Below are 17,352 nucleotides of genomic sequence, written 5' to 3' on the forward strand. Positions count from 1 at the left end.
CTCGGGGTCTTCGGCGCGATCCCCCCGGGTCCCCCCGGCCTCTTCCGTCCGCGGGTGGTCGGGTTGGGGTAACTACCGGGTGACGTGGTCGGGTGGGCGGCCGTCCCCGACTTCCGGGCACGCCCGTTCTCGACGAGACCGTCCCTGCCGGGTGCCCGCGCACCTTGCGGTGGTCCCGATCCAACCCCTGACCTGTGATCATCCGGCCGGTCCGAGGCCAGACCCACCCCTTGATCAGCGGGATCGGGACCTGCGCTGCACCCCGGTCAGAACACCTGCGCTGCACCGGTGCAGCTCATGTCCCCCATTCGCTGATCATGGCCGTTGCAGGAGGGTGCAACGGCACCACAGCCAGTCGCGTGGCACCCGGCAGGGGCGTTCTCGTCGTGGACGGGCGTGCCGGGAAGCCGGGGACGGCCGCCCCCGCGACCACGTCACCCGGCAGTTGCGCCCACCGGGCCACCTCACGGACGGGCGGGGTCGGGGGGACCCGGCGGACCGCGGCGAAAAGCCCGGCCCGGGCGAGGCAGTGGCCTCGAGCCGGGAACGGCGCGCCCACGGGAGCATTCCCCTGACCACATCGACACCATGCGTCTGCGATCGCCGTCGGAGACGCATGGCGTCGACATGATCATGAACCAGGCGGAACGCGCCCGGCCATGATCCGGGTGAGAAGTGCGTGAGCGGGGTCGCGAGGACCCTGACGTGCGGCTCGCACCGATCACGCGGCGCCCAGCACGACCCGCCGCCGCAGCACCTATCCGATGAAGCCGTTCTCCTGCAGGAACTGCTCCGCGACGTCCTCCGGGAGCTCGCCGCCCACGTCCACGCGCTCGTTGAGCCCGCGCACCAGCTCGGTGGTGAGCTTCGCGGCGATCGGGTCGAACACCTCGGCCAGGCGCGGGTTCGCGTCCAGCACCTCCTGCCGCACGGTCATCGCGGCGTTGTAGGGCACGAAGAACTGCTTGTCGTCCTCCAGCAGCACCAGGTTGTTCGCGGCGACGGCGCCGTCGGTGGCGGTGACCTCGCCGAAGTTGCAGTTCTCGCCCGTCGCGGTCTGCTGCGGGATCAGGGACAGCTCCAGCTCGGCGATCCCGTCGGCCGGCAGGTCGAAGCCGTAGGCCTGCTCGAGGCCGGGCCAGCCGTCGTCGCGGGTGAGGAACTCGGCAGCGGCGCACATCCGCGCCTGCGCCGGGTCGCGGTTGACCAGCGCCGCGTACTCGCTCAGCGTGCGCACGCCCAGCTCCTGGTCCCGGCCCTCGGCGGTCGCGACCGCGTAGGTGTTGTCCAGCGGGGCCGGCGCCAGCCAGGCGATCCCGTTGTTCCGGTCCTCCTCGGCGACCGCCTGGTACAGCGCCGCGTCCCCGTCCGGCGCCGACTGGGGCTCGTGCTGGAAGTGCGTGGTCCAGCCGGTGCCGGTGTACTCCCAGTACATGTCGATCTCACCGGCGGTGAGCGCGGTGCGCACGTTCGTGCTGCCGGTGATCGTCACCAGGTTCCCGGCGTCGGCGCCGGTGGCCTCCAGCGCCTGCACCGCGATCTGGCCCAGCACGATCTGCTCGGTGAACTCCTTCGAGCCGACGGTGAACGAGGCGCCGGAGAGGTCGATCGCCGCGAGCGAGCCCTCGCCACCACCGGCGCCGCCGCCGCCCCCACCGCACGCCGTGACCGTCAGTGCCGCGACGGCCATTCCGGCCAGGAGCCGGGCGGCCCTCCTCGGGTGGTGCATGGCATCTCCTTCAGATCGGTCTAGAGGCCCTTGGGCCGGAGCACGTCCTCGGCGACGCGGCCCAGGTAGTCGATGAACAGCGCGAGCACCGCGACGAGCACGCTGCCGACGACCGTGACGAGCGGCCGGTTCTGCACCAGGCCGGTGATGATGATCGCGCCGAGCCCACCGGCGTTGGTGAGCGCGACGAGCGTGGCGGTGCCCACGTTGATCACGAGTGCGGTGCGCAGGCCGGTGAGGATCACCGGCACCGCGAGCGGGAGCTCGATGTGCGTGAGCACACCGGTCCGGCTCATCCCCATCCCGCGACCGGACTCGACGACCGCCGGGTCCACCTGCTGCAACCCGATCATGGTGTTGCGCAGCACCGGGAGCGCGGAGTAGGCGACCAGCGCCACCACGGCGGGCCAGAACCCGATGCCCCACACGATGGCGAGCAGCACGAGCACGCCGATCGAGGGCACGGCCTGGCCGATGTTGAACACCGCCACGGCGGGCCCGGCGAGCCGGCGCGCGAACGGGCGCGTCAGCAGGATCCCCACCGGGATCGCGATGACGAGGACGAACGCCGTGGAGACGACGGTGAGCGTGACGTGCTCCAGCGTCGCGGGGAGGATGAAGTCGAGGTTGACGCGCCGTTCCTCGATGCTGTCGAGCGTCCGGCTGCCCACGTACATGGCCAGCACGACGAGCACCCCGACCAGCACCGCCGGCGTGACGAGGTAGCCCGCGAGCGACCGCCTGCGCTCGCGCTCGACCTCCTCGGCGACGGCGATCGTCATGGCGCGGGTTCCGGCCGCGGGCCGGCCTCCAGGCGGTCGCGCGCGGCGCTGCGCTCGCCGCTGCGCATGCCGCGGATCGCCTCGTTGATCGTGTCGATGTCGACGACGCCCGCGTAGGCGCCGGACTCGTCGACGACCACGGCCGTGCTGTACCGCGCGGTGATCATCTCGTTGAGGGTGTCGCTCAGCGTGGCGTGCGGCGTCACGACGGCCACCGGCAGGCCCGTCTCCGAGAGCCGGGGCCCGTCTGCCCGGCCCAGGTGGTCCGCGCCGACCCAGCTGCGCGGGCGGCGCCGGTCATCGAGGACGAGCAGGCACCCGCGGTCGGTGGCCAGCAGCGCGCGGCGCGCCTGCTCCGCGTCCGTGCCGTCGTCGACGGTGGGCCACACCCCCAGCTCGATGTCACGCACCCGCGACAGCGACAGGCGCTTGAGCGAGGCGCCGCGGCCGATGAAGTCGGCGACGAAGTCGTCGGCCGGGTCGACCAGGATGCGCTCGGGCGTGTCGTACTGGGCGACGTGCGAGCCCTCGCGCAGGATCGCGATCCGGTCCCCCATCTTGATCGCCTCGTCGATGTCGTGGGTGACGAACACGATCGTCTTCTTGATCTCCGACTGGAGCCGGAGGAACTCGTTCTGCAGCCGGTCGCGGGTGATCGGGTCGATCGCGCCGAACGGCTCGTCCATCAGCATGACATCGGGGTCGGCGCTCATCGCCCGCGCGACGCCGATGCGCTGGCGCTGGCCGCCGGACAACTGCTTGGGGTACCGGTCGCGGTAGGTCGCCGGGTCCATCCCGACCGTCTCGATCAGCTCGTCCACGCGCTTCGCGATCCGGGCCTTGTCCCACTTGAGCAGGCGCGGGACGGTGGCGATGTTCTCGGCGATCGTCTGGTGCGGGAACAGCCCGATCTGTTGGATGACGTAGCCGATGCGGCGGCGCAGCCGGTCCGCGTCGACGCGCGTGACGTCCTCGTCGTCGAGGAAGATGCGGCCCGACGTCGGCTCGATCAGGCGGTTGATGAGCTTCATCGTCGTGGTCTTGCCGCACCCCGAGGGCCCGACGAAGATCACGATCTCGCCCTCGGGGATCTCCAGCGAGAGGTCGTCCACCGCGGGCTGCTGCTGCCCGGGGAAGCGCTTGGTGAGGTGCTCGAGGCGGATCTTCGTCCGGCTCATCGGATCCCCCGCGAGGTCGTCAGTCGGTTGAGCAGGACGTAGAGCAGGTCGAACAGCACGGCGAGCACGACCACGCCGAGGGTGCCTCCCAGCACGAGGTTCACCGCGTTCGGGCTGCTCAGCCGGGACAGCCCGGCGAAGATGTCGTTGCCGAGGCCGGGGCCCTGGATGTAGGCCCCGATCGCGGTGATCCCGAGCGTGATCAGGGTCGAGACGCGCATCCCGGTGAGGATCACCGGCCACGCGAGCGGCAGCTCGATCCGCAGCAGGCGGTGCAGGCGCCCCATGCCCATGCCTCGCGCGGACTCGACGACCGCCGGGTCCACCTCCCGCAGCCCCACGACCGTGTTCGCCACGATGGGCAGCAGCGAGTACATCACCAGCGCGACGACGACGGACGTCGTGCCGATGCCGAAGATGTTGATGAACAGCCCGAACAGCGCGAGCGACGGGATCGTCAGGAACACCGACGTCGTGGCGACGACGAGCTGGCGCCACCGCGGCCGCGAGTAGGTGGCCGTCCCGAGCGCCACACCGACGACGGTGGCGAGGAGCACGGCCGTGATCGTGACGAGCGCGTGCTCGATGCCCAGCTCGAGCAGGTCGTCCCAGCGGGAGGAGAGGTAGTCGAGGAAGTTCACGCCGCGACCCGGCATGCGCGGCGACGGGACTCCTGCACGACCACCTCCTGATCGACTCGTCCGGGGACTCTGACATGGCCTCGGCGGAGGCACAACCGGAGTGTCCGAGCGGCAACGCAGTCGAGACCTGCGGTGATGCGGCCGATGTCACACCGGAGCGGCCCCGACGGGTTACGGGATCCGGGTACGGGGAAGTGCTCCATCGGCGGGCCACCCGCCCCCGATGCTCCCGGAGATCGACGCGGAGGTGCTCCATGACCGCGTCCCCTTCCGCGGCCCGCGGCCTGGCCGCCCGCCTCGCCGACGGCCCCGTGATCTGCGCGGAGGGCTACCTGTTCGAGCTCGAGCGCCGCGGTTACCTGCAAGCGGGCGCCTTCGTCCCGGAGGTCGTGCTCGAACACCCCGAGCGGGTCACCGCACTGCACGAGGAGTTCGTGCACGCGGGCTCGGACGTCGTCGAGGCCTTCACCTACTACACCCATCGGGAGAAGCTGCGCGTCATCGGCGCGGTCGACCTGCTCGAGCCGCTGAACCGGGAGGCGCTCGCGCTCGCGAGCCGCGTGGCCGCCGACACCGGCACCCTGCTCGCCGGCAACATCTGCAACACCAACGTCTACGACCCCGCGGACCCGGCGTCCGCCGACCGCGCCCGGGCGATGTTCACCGAACAGGTCGGGTGGGCCGCGGAGGCCGGCGTCGACTACGTCATCGGTGAGACCTTCGGCTTCCTCGGCGAGGCCCTCGTCGCACTGGAGGTCGTCCGCGAGGCGGGCCTGCCCGCCGTCATCACGATGAACCTGCACGAGGCGCCGCGCACCCGGGAGGGCACGGAGCTCCCGGAGGCGATGCGGCGCCTGGCCGACGCCGGAGCGAGCGTCGTCGGGCTCAACTGCGGACGCGGCCCGGCCACGATGCTGCCGCTGCTCGCCGAGCTGGTCGACGCCGTCCCCGTCCCGGTCGCGGCCCTGCCGGTGCCCTACCGGACCGACGCCGCTCACCCCCACTTCCAGGCCCTCGTCGACGAGGCCTACCCGGGCCTCCCCTCCGGGCGACCGTTCCCCACCGCGCTCGACCCCTTCACCTGCAACCGCTACGAGATCGCCGACTTCGCCCGCGCGGCCACCGACGCGGGCGCGCACTACCTCGGGTTGTGCTGCGGGGCCGCGCCGCACCACGTCAGGGCGATGGCCGAGGCGCTGGGCCGCACCCCGCCGGCCAGCCGCTACTCCGAGGACATGTCACGGCACGTCTACTTCGGGTCCGATCCGACCCTCGCCCGGCTCAACCTCGAGTACGGCCGCACCCTCTGACGGTGCCTCAGCCCTCGTGGTCCCGCAGGGCCGCGAGGAAGGTGCGGAGATCGGCCGGACCGGCGACGGCGATGGCATGGACCCTCCGCAGGTCCAGCTGCCCGTAGCCGTGCACGACGAGGTTGCGGAACCCGGCGGCACGCGCGAGGCGCTGGGCGAGCTCGTCCGCGATGACGCCGGCATCGGCGAGCTGCCGGAAGGCGTCGGCATAGGTCGGTGGGCTGCCGAGCCCGAGGCGCACGCACGTCGACACCGCGAGGTCGATCACAACCTGCACCGCCTGCCACAGGTGCAGCACCACCGTGTCCGTCGCCGACGTCAGGGGGCGCAGGTCAGCAGGGTCGCCCGGGAGGTGCTCGGCCACGCGGTCGAGGTGGCGGACCACGGCGGCGGCCCGCTCGGCCAGCAGCTCCCGGTCGATGGTGCTCATCCCAGCGCCGCGAGGACGTCGTCCTGCGCCGCCCGGATCACCGGCCCGGCGTCGCACCAGAACCGGACGGCCTCGAGCGCGAAGTCGCGGAAGGTGTCGTCGCGCCGCTCCACGAGCACCACACCGTCGCGGGCAGCGCGGTACCGGAGCAGCGCGCTCGCCCGCCGCAGGTCGACGACGTCGACCGCATCCGTACCCAGGAGCCGCGTGAGCGCGGCCGCGAGCGCGGCGAGATCGACGGGACCGTCCGCGAGGACCCCGAAGTCCCAGTCGGAGGACGCCGCGGCATCGCCCCGCGCGCGGGAACCGTGCAGCACGAGGGCCTGGGCGCCGGACATCGCCGGATGCTCCCGCATCCGCGCGGCGATCTCCTCCGGGGTCACGACCGCAGCCTAGTTACTCATCGGACCCGGGCACGACAGCGGCGACGCCCGCGCGTCGGTGCGTTCATGGAGCTGCCCTCTCGGTCGACGAGGTCGCGCGGTTCCCGGAACAGCCGCTGCTCGTCGTTCAGCCTGGAGTCCACCCGGTCCCCTCCGCCGGCCCGAGCGCGCCGGAGCGGGCGAGCGCGGCGATGCGATCGTCGTCGTAGCCGAGCCCGCGCAGCACGGCACGCGTGTGCTCACCCATCCTCGGGGCCACGCGCGCGGGCATCGTGTCCGCGCCGGGCGGGCCCACCCGCACCGGCGAGCGCAGGCTGCGCACCCGCCCGAAGCGCGGGTGCTCGGTCTCGGCGACCAGCTCCCGCTCGAGCGTGTGCGGATCGGCCAGCGCCTCGCTCACGTCGTGCACGGGCGCGCAGGGCACCGCCGCTGCGTACAGGTCGGCGAGCCAGTCGGCGACGGTCCGCGCGCGGAAGGCCTCCTCCAGCAGCGCGACGAGCTCCTCGGAATGGCGGGCCCGGTCGGCGAACGTGCGGAACCGCGGGTCCTCCGCGAGTTCCGGCCGGTCGAGCACCACGGTCAGGCGCTGCCAGAACTTCTCCTTCGCGCACCCCACCACGAGCCAGCCGTCGGCCGCCTCGAACGCCTGGAACGGCACCAGCGACGGGTGCGCGGAGTGCCGCGTGCGCGTCGGCTCGTAGCCCGCCGTGAGGTGCCACGTGCCGGGGTAGGTGAGCAGGCTGACCGCGGTGTCGTAGAGGGAGAGGTCGCAGTCGGTGCCCACGCCGTCCCGGCGCGCCGCGTGCACGCCGGCCAGCAACGCGATCGCCGCGGCGAACCCGCCGCTGTAGTCGACGAGCGACAGGCCCGTCTTCTGCGGCGCCCCGCCCGGCTCCCCGGTCACCGACATCCACCCGGCGAGCGCCTGGAGCACGTAGTCGTAACCCGGCTCGCGCGACCGCGGCCCGGTCATCCCGAACCCGGTGAGCGAGCAGCAGACGATCCGCGGGTTCACCGCGGCGAGGTCGGTGTAGCGGATGCCGAGCTTCTCCGGCACGTCGCCGCGCAGGTTGGAGAACACGGCATCGGCGCTGCGAACCAGGTCGTGGAAGACCTCGCGGCCCTCCGGGGTGCGGATGTCGAGCACCACCGAGGACTTGTCGCGGTTGAACGACTCGAAGAACAGGGAGTCGCCGCCCTCGGCGTAGGGCGGGACGTGCCGCCCGACGTCCCCGCCCGCCGCGGGATCCTCGATCTTGATGACCTCCGCGCCGAGCTGCGCCAGGTGCATCGAGGCGAACGGTCCGGCACCGTACTGCTCGAGCGAGACGATCCGGACGTCCTCGAGGGGTCTCACCGCGCCTCCTCCCGCTGTCCGGCGGACCCAGCCGACCACCCCGCGCGCCGGATGTCCAGCACGGCGAACCCGGGTGCGGTGCCGTGGACGGGATGATTCGATCGGCCGGGTGGAGACGCCCGTGAGGTTCGGACCGAAGATCGACGCGCTCGGGGCGTTCACCAGGGACCGGGCAGTGCTCCTGGGCCTCGTGCGCCGCCTCACCGCGGACGAGTGGCAGCGCCCCACCGCCGCGGCGCCGTGGCGGGTCCGGGACGTGGTGGCGCACCTCGTCGGCGACGACCTCAACCGGCTGTCCCGCACCCGGGACGCGCACAGCGGGCCCGGCCCGCGCGCAGGCGAGGCGCTGGCACCGTTCGTCCACCGCATCAACGACGAGTGGGTGCGGGTCGCGCAGCGGCTGAGCGGGCGGGTGCTGACCGACCTGCTCGCGCACACCTCGCCCCAGGTGCTCGCGATGTGGGGCGCGCTCGACCCGGAGGCGATGACCGAGGGGGTGTCGTGGGCGGGCCCGGGCCCGGCGCCGGTGTGGCTGGACCTCGCGCGCGACTTCACCGAGTACTGGGTGCACCAGCAGCAGATCCGGGACGCCACCGGCCGCCCGGACCCCGGGGACCCCGCCGTGCTGCACACGGTGCTCGACACGTTCCTGCGGGCGGTCCCGCACACCCTGTCCACGCACCCTCGCCCCGACGGCGAGACCCTCGGCCTCACCGTCGACGGCCCGGCGGGCGGGCGGTGGACGTGGCGCTGCGACGGGCGGCGGTGGCACTGGGCCGCACCCTCCACCCCGCCCGGGACGCTCCTGGCCTTCCCCGGGCCGGAGCCGCTGTGGCGGCTGTGCGTGCGGATGGTCGAACCGGACGAGGCGCGGCGGGCGGTAGCGGTGTCCGGCGACGACGCGCTGGCCGCGGCGTTCCTGCAGATCGTCTCGATCATCCGCTGATCGCGGATCAGCGCACCGCGGCGAGGCGCGCGAAGTCCTCCACGCCGAGCGTCTCCGCGCGGGCCAGCGGGTCGATGCCGGCCGCGCGCAACGCTGCCTCGGCGGCGGCGGGCGAGCCCGCCCACGCGGCGAGCCCCGAGCGCAGCGCCTTGCGACGCTGCGCGAACGCGGCGTCGATCAGCCGGAACACCGCCTCCCGGTCGCCGGGGGGCGGATCGCGGCGGACGAAGGCGAGCAGCCCGGAGTCGACGTTCGGGACGGGCCAGAACACCGCCCGGGGCACCGGGCCGGCCCGCCGGGCGGCGGCGAACCAGGCCAGCTTCGCGCTCGGCACCCCGTACGCCCGGCTGCCCGGCGCCGCGGCCAGCCGCTCGGCGACCTCGGACTGCACCATCACCAGCCCGCGCCGCAGCCGCGGCAGCTCCGCGAGCAGGTGCAGCACGACCGGCACGCCGACGTTGTAGGGCAGGTTCGCGACGAGCGCCGTCGGCTCGGGCGCCGGCAGGTCCGCGGCCCGCAGCCGCAACGCGTCGGCCGCGGTCACGCTGAGCCGCGAGGCGAGCGTCGGCGCCCGGTCGACCGCGGTGGCCGGAAGCCTGGCCGCGAGCACCGGGTCGATCTCCACGGCGTGCACCGCCCGGACGGCGGGCAGCAGGGCCAGCGTCAACGACCCGAGGCCGGGTCCCACCTCCACCGCGACGTCGTCCGGCTCGAGCTCCGCCGACCGGACGATGCGCCGCACCGTGTTCGGGTCGTGCACGAAGTTCTGCCCGAGCCGCTTCGTGGGCCGCACGGCCAGCTCGGCGGCCAGCGCCCGCACCTCCGCGGGGCCGAGCAGCCGCGACCCACCGTCGTCCGTCACGCCGCCAGCTTGCCGTGGCTCACCGGGGCAGGCCGAGGCGGCCCGAACAGGCAGGCCAGGCGCCGTACCCGCCGCGGTCGTCCCGCACCCGGGAGGCCACGGCGATCTGCTCCTCGCGGCTGGCCTGGTGGGGCAGCGCGGCGTAGTCGGTGCCGCCGTAGGCGCGCCACGTGCCCGCGTCGAACTGCAGGCCGCCGTAGTAGCCGTTGCCGGTGTTGATCGACCAGTTGCCGGTGGCCTCGCACTGCGCGAGCCGGTCCCACACGCTTCCGTCGGCGACGGCGGCGGCTCTGAGGGCGTCGTTGGTGCCCAGGTGCACGACCCGCTTCTGCGGCGGCGTCATGCTGCCGGCCCGGACCTGCTCGCGGCGCACCTCCTGGCCGTTCTGCACGTACACCCGCATGATCGCCGTCTGTTCCCCGGGCTTGCCGGGATCCACGACCTTGCGCTTGCCGCGGGGCAGCTCCGCGTCCTCGATGACCTCCTCCGGCGGCGGGATCTGCCGGACCTCGACCACCTCACCCACACCGTTGCGCACCACGTGCACGGCGAGGCCCTCGGTCAGGGGCGTGTCGCCCGACGGCACCGCGACATCGTCGGGCCCCAGCTCGATGCCCTGCTCGGCGAGCAGGCCGGCGACCGTGCCCGACGTCGTGGTGATCGGCGAGGGCGCCGCGGTGCCGTCGGCGAACGTGACGGTGCGCGGCACCCGCAGCTCGAGCGACAGCCCCTCGAGCGGGATGGCCGCATCCGGCGACATGGACATCTGGATCGGGGTCGCGGCCACGTCGAGGATCTGCAGGGCCTCGCCCACCGACGTCGCCGTGGTCCAGAGCCGGCGCTGCGAGCTGCCCTCCACGAGCGTCAGCGGTCGGGCGTGGCTGAAGATGACCTCGTCGCCGTCGGCCAGCTCGGTGGGCAGCGCGGGCTCCACGCGGTCCTGCGGGCTCACCGCGATCCCCGAGGACTCGAGCGCGGAGGCGACGTCGGCCGCGAAGGTGTGCACGACGCGCTCCTGGCCGTCCACCGTCAGGGTGATCGTCTTGTCGCCGACGAGCGCCGTGGCGGCGCCAGCGAGCATGGCCAGCAGCACGACCACCACGGTGATCCGCAGGCCGGTGCGCTGCGGCGGTGGCTCTTCGACCGCCCGGCGGTCCCGGCGGGAGCGGCGCGGGCCCTGCGGCGCCGCGGCGGACGCGGCGGACGCCGGTGCGGCGGTGGCGGCGGGTTCCGGGCCCGCCGGGGTGCTCTCCGGAGCGACGGGAGCCGGGGCGGCGGGAGCCGGGGCCTGCTCGGCGGGTGCGGCCGACGGTGCGCCCGCGAGCCCGACCGGAGCGGTCACGCTCCCGAAGGGATGGGTGAACGCGTCGTCGTCGATCCGCGGCATCGGCCCGGTCTCCGCGTCGTCCGGGCGGGCGGGCGCGACGGGGACGGCGGTGGCACCGGTGACAGTGGCACCGGTGACGGTGGCGGCTCTCGCGGGCCGCTCCGGCGTCGGGGCGGGCTGCGCCCGCGGGCGGACCGGCAGACCGGCGGCGGAGCTCCGCTCGATCCCCTCGGTGCCGCGCCGGTGCGAGCCGGTGCGCTCCACCGCGGGCTGCCGGCCGGTCCACTCGGGCGCGACGACCGCGGGCTGCGGGCCCGTGACCTCGGTCGCGCCGGGTCGCGCGGTACCGCCGGTGCGCTCCACGGCGGGCTGTCGCCCGGTGCGCTCCACGGGCGGCCACACGGGGCCGCTGCTGCGCTCCACGGCCTGCCGCCGTCCGGTGCGCTCCGCAGGCCGCGCGTGCCCCCCGGTGCGTTCCGCGGCCGGGGCCGCGGTCGCGTGCGGGCCGCTGCCCTCGGTGGGACGTGCGTGCCCGCCGGTGCGCTCGACGGGACGCACGCGGCCGCCGGTGCGCTCGACGGCGGGCGCGGGCGGCCAGCCGTCGATCTGGGGCAGCGGGCCGGTGGCGTCGTCGGGGGCCACCCGCGGCAGCTGCCCGGTGACCGGGTCGGCCGAGGCGTCGACGGCGTCCTGCGGGGCGCCGAGCCGCGAGACGATCGGCCGCGACTGGCCGGTGGCCGACGTCCGTGCGGGCGCGGTCTGCGGGGTGGCGTCGGGGACGTCCGCCCCGGCGGGCCGGGGCCGGGGCCGCAGCGGGGACCGGGCCGGGGTGGACCGGGCCGCGGGGGCGGCGGGCGGGACGACCTCGATCGCCGACGTGACGGGCGCCGCAGGCGCCTCGGGGTCGCCACCCGCGTACCAGTCGGCGTACGGGTCCTCGGCCGGCTCGACGTCGGTGACCGGCGGTGCCACCCGGCCGAGGCGGGCGCGGGCCGCGGCGCGGTGGCGCGCGCGCGTGGGGACGTCGACCACACCGCTTCCAGACGTCGTCGGTCCGGGCAGGGGAGGAATCACGGTCACGGTGGCCCGGAGGCAGTGATCAGGGGAGCGCCCCGGACCACCGTGACCGTCGTGCTGGGGAGCGTTCCCCACCCCGGCTTGCGATCACGGAACCGTAACGGACCGTGAGCGCTCGGTGCCAACCCCGGCACCGGGTCAGCGCCGAACGGCCTACCCGCTACGCCGAGCGCGCCGGGCCCGCGCCCGGCGCCGAGGGCACCGCGACGGGCGGCAGTTCACCGAGTCGGAAGACCCGCTCGGCGTTGCGCCTCGCGCTCTCCGCCAGCCGCGCGGCGGGCACCCCGCGCAGGTCGGCCAGGCCTCGAACGGTCCAGGGCAGGCAGTACGGCTCGTTGGCGCGCCCCCGGTGGGGGTGCGGGGTGAGGAACGGCGCGTCGGTCTCGACGAGCAGCTGCTCCTCGGGCACGACGACGGCCGCCTCCTGCAGCGTCCGGGCGTTGCGGAACGTGACCGGGCCGGCGAACGAGAGCACGAAGCCGGCGTCGGCGCACTCGCGCGCCATGGCGGCGTCGCCGGAGAAGCAGTGGAACACCACGACGTCCGGCGCGCCCTCCTCGCGCAGGATGCGCAGCACGTCGTCGTGGGCCTCCCGGTCGTGGATCATCAGCGGCTTTCCGAGCCGCTTCGCGAGGTCGATGTGCCACCGGAACTCCGCCTGCTGCGCCTCCGGCGGCGAGTGGTCCCAGTAGTAGTCCAGGCCGGTCTCCCCCACGGCGACGACGCGGGGGTCGCCTGCGAGGCGCTCGATCTCGGCGTGGTCGTCCGCGGTGAGCGCGGCGGTGCGCGTGGGGTGCAGCGCGACGGCGGCGGCGACGCGCTCGTCCCAGTGCGCCGCCCGCACCACCCAGCGGGCCGAGGGCAGGTCGTCGGCGACGGTGACGACCCGCGTGACCCCCACCGCGGCAGCCCGGTCGAGCGCGGCACGCACGTCGGCCGCGGAGACGCAACCGCAGGCGTCGAGGTGGGTGTGCGAGTCGACGGTGGAAGCACCCAGGGGCTCGGGCGGAGGCGGCGCCTCCCGCCGCCCGTGCGCGCTCACCACTCCCCCACCCGACGAACGGCACTTTCGTCGCTACCTAGCCGACGAGAGTGCCGTTCGTTGTGATCGGTGGGGCTCACTTCGCGATCGGAGCCCAGTCCGGGCCCGTCTCGCCCAGTTCCGGGTCCAGCTTCTTGAAGATCGGGTTCGGCTTCGCCAGTGGACGGCCCACCTCGATCGGCGTGGACCCCCAGCGGGCCTGCTCGCGGGTGTAGTCGCCGGTGAGGATCGGGTTGACCCGGCCCGGGACGTCCAGGTCCGGCACGTCCTGCAGCTCCGGCTGCGCCGCCCACACGCCGGTGCCGCCCAGCGCCTCGTGCACCTGCTGCGCCGAGTGCGGCAGGAACGGCGTGAGCAGGGTGTTGGCGTCCTGGACGACCTGCAGCGCCGTGTGCAGGACGGCGTCGCGGCGCTCCGGGTCGTCCTTCAGCTTCCACGGCTCCTGGTCGGACAGGTACCGGTTGGCCGCCGAGACGACCTTCATCGCCTCGGCGAGACCCGCGCGGAAGCGCGAGCGCGCCACGTGCGCGCCGACCGTGTCGAACGCCGCCTTCGACACGGCGAGCAGCTCGGCGTCGGCGGCCGCCGGGCGGGTGGGCGCCGGGACCCCGCCGTTGTTCTTGTGCGCCATCGAGATCGAGCGGTTGACGAGGTTGCCCCACTCGTTGGCCAGCTCGAAGTTCACGCGGCGGACGAACTCGTCCCACGTGAAGTCGACGTCCTGCGTCTCGGGGCCGGCGGCGGAGATGAAGTAACGCAGGCTGTCGGCGCCGAACTCGCGCAGGAAGTCGTGCAGGTAGATCACGGTGCCGCGCGAGGTGGAGAACTTCGACCCGCTCATCGTGAGGAACTCGCTGGAGGCGATCTCCGTGGGCAGGTCCAGCACGCCGTAGGGCCCCGGCTCGCCGCCGTGGTCACCGTGGCCGTTGTGCCCGAGCAGCAGCGCGGGCCAGATCTGGGCGTGGAAGGTGATGTTGTCCTTGCCCATGAAGTAGACGTGCTCGGCGTCCGGGTCGTTCCACCACGCCTTCCAGGCGTCGGCGTCGCCGGTGCGCCGCGCCCACTCCACGCTCGCGGAGAAGTAGCCGATCACCGCGTCGAACCAGACGTAGAACTTCTTGAGCCCCTGGTCGCGCCACCCGTCGAGCGGGATCGTGACGCCCCAGTCCAGGTCCCGGGTGATCGGCCGCGGGCGCATGTCGTCGACGAGGTTGCGGGTGAAGTTGAGGACGTTGGGCCGCCACCCGGTCTTGGTGGACAGCCACTTGCCGAGCGACTCGGTGAACGCGGGCAGGTCGAGGAAGAGGTGCTCGGTCTCGACGAACCGCGGCACCTCGCCGTTGATGCGCGACCGCGGGTTGATGAGGTCGGCGGCGTCGAGCTGGTTGCCGCAGTTGTCGCACTGGTCGCCGCGCGCGCCGTCGTAGCCGCAGATCGGGCAGGTGCCCTCGACGTAGCGGTCGGGCAGGGTGCGCCCGGTGGACGGGCTGATCGCCCCGGTGGTGGTCCTGGGCACCACGTAGCCGTTGCGGTGCAGGGCCAGGAAGATCTGCTGCACGACGTCGGCGTGGTTGCCGGTGGTGGTGCGCGTGTAGAGGTCGTAGGTGACGCCGAGCCCGCGCAGGTCCTCCGAGATCACCCGGTGGTACTTGTCCGCGGTCTGCTGCGGGGTGAGGCCCTCCTTCTCGGCCTGCACCAGGATCGGGGTGCCGTGCTCGTCGCTGCCCGAGACCATGAGCACCCGGTTGCCGACCATGCGCTGGTAGCGGGAGAACACGTCGGAGGGCACACCGATGCCGGAGACGTGGCCGATGTGCCGGGGGCCGTTGGCGTAGGGCCAGGCCACGGCGGTCAGCACGTGGGAGCTCATGCGCTCCAGCCTATGCCCGGGCCACAGCCGGGTTTCCGCACCCGGTCAGACGGTGGCGGAGCCGCCGTCCCAGGTGATCTCGAGCTTGCCGTCGACGGTGCGCAGGGTGATCCCGAGCACCTCGGACCCGAGTACACCGTCAGGCCCCGACTGCACAGGTACCAGCCGACCCCCGACAGCGCGGAACAGCTCGACACGCCGTTCCTCCGGGTGAACGACGATCATCTCAGCGACGGCCATCCGGCCGTAGAAGTCAATCTTGTCGTAGGTCTCGTCCCGGGGCGAGCGGATCTCGAGGACGAGCTCGGCACCTTCCACGCCTCGATCGGAAAGATGCTCGCGCCGAACGAACACCATGTCGGGAACCCGGTAGTCGCGACTTGCTCGGTACAACCCGGTCTCGTAAAGGGCGACAAGGCCGCGCTGCCCGCGACCGGATGGATCATCGAGTAGAAGTCCCCGACGAACATCCGGTGTGGCCCACCCGGCGGCGGAACCATGTGCAGTACCCCGTCCCACATCTCGTCGCGCTTGTCCAGACCCAGCCGTCGACGCTCGGCGAGCATCGCCTCGACGTCCGGCGGCGCCTCGTACATCACGACCCGCATGGCCAGACGGTAGCGGCGGCTAGTGTGAAAACGTGAACGTGGAGGTCACCCCCCTGCCGGGGATCGGCGTGCGCAAGGACTTCGGGCTGCGCAACGGCAGGCGGATCGGGGTCGTCACGCACCGTGACGGCAAGATCGATCTGATCGTGTCGAAATCGGATGATCCGGACGCCTGTCTCGCCGAGCTGCCGCTCACCGCCGACGAGGCGGGTGCGCTGGCGAACCTGCTGGGCGCGCCGCAGCTCGTCGCCCAGCTCACCGAGGAGCACCGCGACCTCCCCGGGATCCACACGCGCCAGATCCCGGTCGGGATGCCGTTCGACGGCCGCACCCTCGGCGACACGGCGCTGCGCACGCGCACCGGCGTCTCGGTCGTCGCCGTGATGCGCGCCGGTCAGGTGCACCCGAGCCCGACGCCCGACTTCACGCTGACCGAGGGCGACCTGATGGTCACCGTCGGCACCGCCGAGGGTCTGGAGAGCGCCATCAAGATCCTCAAGCGGGGCGGATGAGCCAGACCGCACTGGAGCTGATCGAGCTCGGGGCCGTCTTCTTCGGTCTGGGCCTGCTCGGCCGCCTCGCCGGGCGCATCGGCCTGTCCCCGATCCCGCTCTACCTGCTCGGCGGCCTGTTCTTCGGCACCGGCGGTGTCGTGCCGCTGCACGGCATCGAGGGCTTCACCGCGCTGGCGGGCGAGGTCGGCGTCGTCCTGCTGCTCCTGCTGCTCGGCCTCGAGTACTCCGCCACCGAGCTGATCAGCGGGATGCGCCGCTCCTGGACCGCCGGCATCCTCGACATCGTCCTCAACGCCGCGCCCGGCGCGGCGGTGGCGCTGCTGTTGGGGTGGGGCCCGATCGGCGCGCTCGTGATGGGCGGGGTCACCTACATCTCCTCGTCCGGGATCGTCGCCAAGGTGCTGGGCGACCTCGGCAGGCTCGGTAACCGCGAGACCCCGGTCGTGCTGTCGATCCTCGTGTTCGAGGACCTCGTGATGGCGCTCTACCTGCCGATCCTCACCGCCGTCCTGGTCGGCGTGACGCTGTTGGGCGGCCTCACCGCGGTGGCGGTCTCGGTCGCGGTGCTCGCCGTGGTGCTCGTCGTGGCGCTGCGCTACGGCCGGTTCGTCTCGGCGGTGGTGGACTCCCCGGACCGCGAGGTCTTCCTGCTCAAGGTGCTGGGGCTCGCCCTGCTCGTGGCCGGGTTCGCCTCGGCGATGCAGGTGTCCGCCGCCGTCGGCGCGTTCCTGCTGGGGATCGCGATCTCGGGGTCGACGGCGGAGAACGCCACGAAGCTGCTCGAGCCGCTGCGCGACCTGTTCGCCGCCGTGTTCTTCGTGGTGTTCGGCCTGAACACCGACCCGGCGTCGATCCCCCCGGTGCTCGGCTGGGCCGTCGTGCTCGCCCTGGTCACCACGCTCACCAAGCTGGCCACCGGCTGGTGGGCGGCGCGGCAGGTCGGGATCGGCCCCCTCGGCCGGGCCCGGGCGGGTGCCGCGCTCGTCGCCCGCGGGGAGTTCTCGATCGTCATCGCCGGGCTCGCCGTCGGCTTCACCGCCGTGGACGCGCGGCTGGCCGCGCTGGCCACCACCTACGTGCTCCTCATGGCCGTGATCGGACCGGTCGCGGCGCGGCTCGTCGAGCCCGCGGCGCGCTGGGTCCGCGCCCGGCGCCCGTCGACGGCACCCGCTCCGTCGGCCGGCAACTGACCCCAACTACGCCGATCGGCCTAATGGCCGGACCGCTCATCGCAGAGATCATTCCTCTCACCGGCGCGCAGGCAACCGATCATGCTCTCGCCGATAGCTTTCCCT

Annotated in this window: 16 protein-coding genes; 4 read left to right on the forward strand and 12 right to left on the reverse strand. The window is 73.5% G+C overall.

Translation table 11 applies throughout. From position 1 onward, the window contains the following. Positions 1-757 precede the first annotated feature (757 nt). From FB558_RS30405 to FB558_RS30420, 4 genes are read right to left on the reverse strand one after another with little or no spacing between them, the layout of a single operon-like run. On the reverse strand, positions 758-1,729 hold the full coding sequence (locus FB558_RS30405; protein ID WP_142059510.1) for a glycine betaine ABC transporter substrate-binding protein: 972 nt from the start codon (positions 1,727-1,729) through the stop codon (positions 758-760). Positions 1,730-1,749: 20 nt separating this feature from the next. Beyond that, entirely contained in the window at positions 1,750-2,511 is a 762-nt protein-coding gene (locus FB558_RS30410) for an ABC transporter permease (protein WP_142059512.1), read from the reverse strand. Next, positions 2,508-3,689, reverse strand: coding sequence for a betaine/proline/choline family ABC transporter ATP-binding protein (locus tag FB558_RS30415; protein ID WP_142059514.1), 1,182 nt, complete (start codon positions 3,687-3,689; stop codon positions 2,508-2,510). The genes FB558_RS30410 and FB558_RS30415 overlap by 4 nt, the downstream gene beginning before the upstream one ends. Then, positions 3,686-4,345: an ABC transporter permease gene (locus FB558_RS30420; RefSeq protein WP_246106867.1), complete on the reverse strand. Its 660-nt coding sequence runs from the start codon at positions 4,343-4,345 to the stop codon at positions 3,686-3,688. Before FB558_RS30420 ends, FB558_RS30415 begins: the two co-directional genes overlap by 4 nt. A 239-nt stretch (positions 4,346-4,584) precedes the next feature. Here FB558_RS30420 and FB558_RS30425 point away from each other — a divergent pair, with 239 nt between their 5' ends. Then, positions 4,585-5,640: a homocysteine S-methyltransferase family protein gene (locus FB558_RS30425; RefSeq protein WP_142059516.1), complete on the forward strand. Its 1,056-nt coding sequence runs from the start codon at positions 4,585-4,587 to the stop codon at positions 5,638-5,640. Between the two features lie 7 nt (positions 5,641-5,647). Here FB558_RS30425 and hepT read toward each other — a convergent pair whose 3' ends face one another. From hepT to FB558_RS30440, 3 genes are all read right to left on the reverse strand, one after another. Further along, the gene (gene hepT, locus FB558_RS30430; protein ID WP_142059518.1) at positions 5,648-6,070 is read right to left on the reverse strand and encodes a type VII toxin-antitoxin system HepT family RNase toxin; all 423 of its coding nucleotides are present in this window, start codon (positions 6,068-6,070) and stop codon (positions 5,648-5,650) included. After that, entirely contained in the window at positions 6,067-6,453 is a 387-nt protein-coding gene (mntA, locus tag FB558_RS30435) for a type VII toxin-antitoxin system MntA family adenylyltransferase antitoxin (RefSeq protein WP_142059520.1), read from the reverse strand. Before mntA ends, hepT begins: the two co-directional genes overlap by 4 nt. A gap of 127 nt (positions 6,454-6,580) precedes the next feature. Beyond that, positions 6,581-7,810, reverse strand: a complete 1,230-nt coding sequence (locus tag FB558_RS30440) for a CaiB/BaiF CoA transferase family protein (protein WP_142059522.1) — start codon at positions 7,808-7,810, stop codon at positions 6,581-6,583. A gap of 121 nt (positions 7,811-7,931) precedes the next feature. On the opposite strand from FB558_RS30440, the gene FB558_RS30445 reads away from it, so the two are divergent. After that, positions 7,932-8,756, forward strand: a complete 825-nt coding sequence (locus tag FB558_RS30445) for a maleylpyruvate isomerase family mycothiol-dependent enzyme (protein WP_170231602.1) — start codon at positions 7,932-7,934, stop codon at positions 8,754-8,756. A 7-nt stretch (positions 8,757-8,763) separates the two neighbouring features. Here the strand turns inward: FB558_RS30445 and rsmA are convergent, their stop codons facing one another. The 5 genes from rsmA to FB558_RS30470 form a co-directional block, all read right to left on the reverse strand. Continuing rightward, complete coding sequence (gene rsmA / locus FB558_RS30450) at positions 8,764-9,618, reverse strand: 16S rRNA (adenine(1518)-N(6)/adenine(1519)-N(6))-dimethyltransferase RsmA (RefSeq protein WP_246106868.1); 855 nt, start codon at positions 9,616-9,618, stop codon at positions 8,764-8,766. Positions 9,619-9,637: 19 nt separating this feature from the next. Continuing rightward, entirely contained in the window at positions 9,638-11,977 is a 2,340-nt protein-coding gene (locus FB558_RS45320) for a resuscitation-promoting factor (protein WP_142059526.1), read from the reverse strand. A gap of 205 nt (positions 11,978-12,182) precedes the next feature. Continuing rightward, the gene (locus tag FB558_RS30460; protein ID WP_211366972.1) at positions 12,183-13,064 is read right to left on the reverse strand and encodes a TatD family hydrolase; all 882 of its coding nucleotides are present in this window, start codon (positions 13,062-13,064) and stop codon (positions 12,183-12,185) included. 76 nt (positions 13,065-13,140) lie between these two features. Beyond that, positions 13,141-14,934, reverse strand: coding sequence for a methionine--tRNA ligase (gene metG, locus FB558_RS30465; RefSeq protein WP_142059529.1), 1,794 nt, complete (start codon positions 14,932-14,934; stop codon positions 13,141-13,143). Between the two features lie 45 nt (positions 14,935-14,979). Continuing rightward, positions 14,980-15,453 (reverse strand): Uma2 family endonuclease, encoded by a 474-nt coding sequence (locus FB558_RS30470; protein WP_142059531.1) that lies wholly within the window; start codon positions 15,451-15,453, stop codon positions 14,980-14,982. 121 nt (positions 15,454-15,574) lie between these two features. Between FB558_RS30470 and FB558_RS30475 the strand changes: the two genes are divergently transcribed. Further along, positions 15,575-16,054 carry a cation:proton antiporter regulatory subunit gene (locus FB558_RS30475; RefSeq protein ID WP_142059533.1) on the forward strand — a complete coding sequence of 160 codons (480 nt, stop codon included), beginning with the start codon at positions 15,575-15,577 and terminating at the stop codon, positions 16,052-16,054. After that, entirely contained in the window at positions 16,051-17,247 is a 1,197-nt protein-coding gene (locus FB558_RS30480; protein ID WP_142059535.1) for a cation:proton antiporter, read from the forward strand. Before FB558_RS30475 ends, FB558_RS30480 begins: the two co-directional genes overlap by 4 nt. Positions 17,248-17,352 lie beyond the last annotated feature (105 nt).

This window comes from Pseudonocardia kunmingensis (assembly GCF_006716445.1).
GTDB classification, from domain to species: domain Bacteria; phylum Actinomycetota; class Actinomycetes; order Mycobacteriales; family Pseudonocardiaceae; genus Pseudonocardia; species Pseudonocardia kunmingensis.

What these genes read in the sequence shown, in the direction of transcription:
- FB558_RS30405 (WP_142059510.1), bottom strand. Translation starts at nt 1,729, where the DNA reads ATGCACCACCCGAGGAGGGCCGCCCGGCTCCTGGCCGGAATGGCCGTC.
- FB558_RS30410 (WP_142059512.1), bottom strand. Translation starts at nt 2,511, where the DNA reads ATGACGATCGCCGTCGCCGAGGAGGTCGAGCGCGAGCGCAGGCGGTCG.
- FB558_RS30415 (WP_142059514.1), bottom strand. Translation starts at nt 3,689, where the DNA reads ATGAGCCGGACGAAGATCCGCCTCGAGCACCTCACCAAGCGCTTCCCC.
- FB558_RS30420 (WP_246106867.1), bottom strand. Translation starts at nt 4,345, where the DNA reads ATGCCGGGTCGCGGCGTGAACTTCCTCGACTACCTCTCCTCCCGCTGG.
- FB558_RS30425 (WP_142059516.1), top strand. Translation starts at nt 4,585, where the DNA reads ATGACCGCGTCCCCTTCCGCGGCCCGCGGCCTGGCCGCCCGCCTCGCC.
- hepT (WP_142059518.1), bottom strand. Translation starts at nt 6,070, where the DNA reads ATGAGCACCATCGACCGGGAGCTGCTGGCCGAGCGGGCCGCCGCCGTG.
- metG (WP_142059529.1), bottom strand. Translation starts at nt 14,934, where the DNA reads ATGAGCTCCCACGTGCTGACCGCCGTGGCCTGGCCCTACGCCAACGGC.
- FB558_RS30480 (WP_142059535.1), top strand. Translation starts at nt 16,051, where the DNA reads ATGAGCCAGACCGCACTGGAGCTGATCGAGCTCGGGGCCGTCTTCTTC.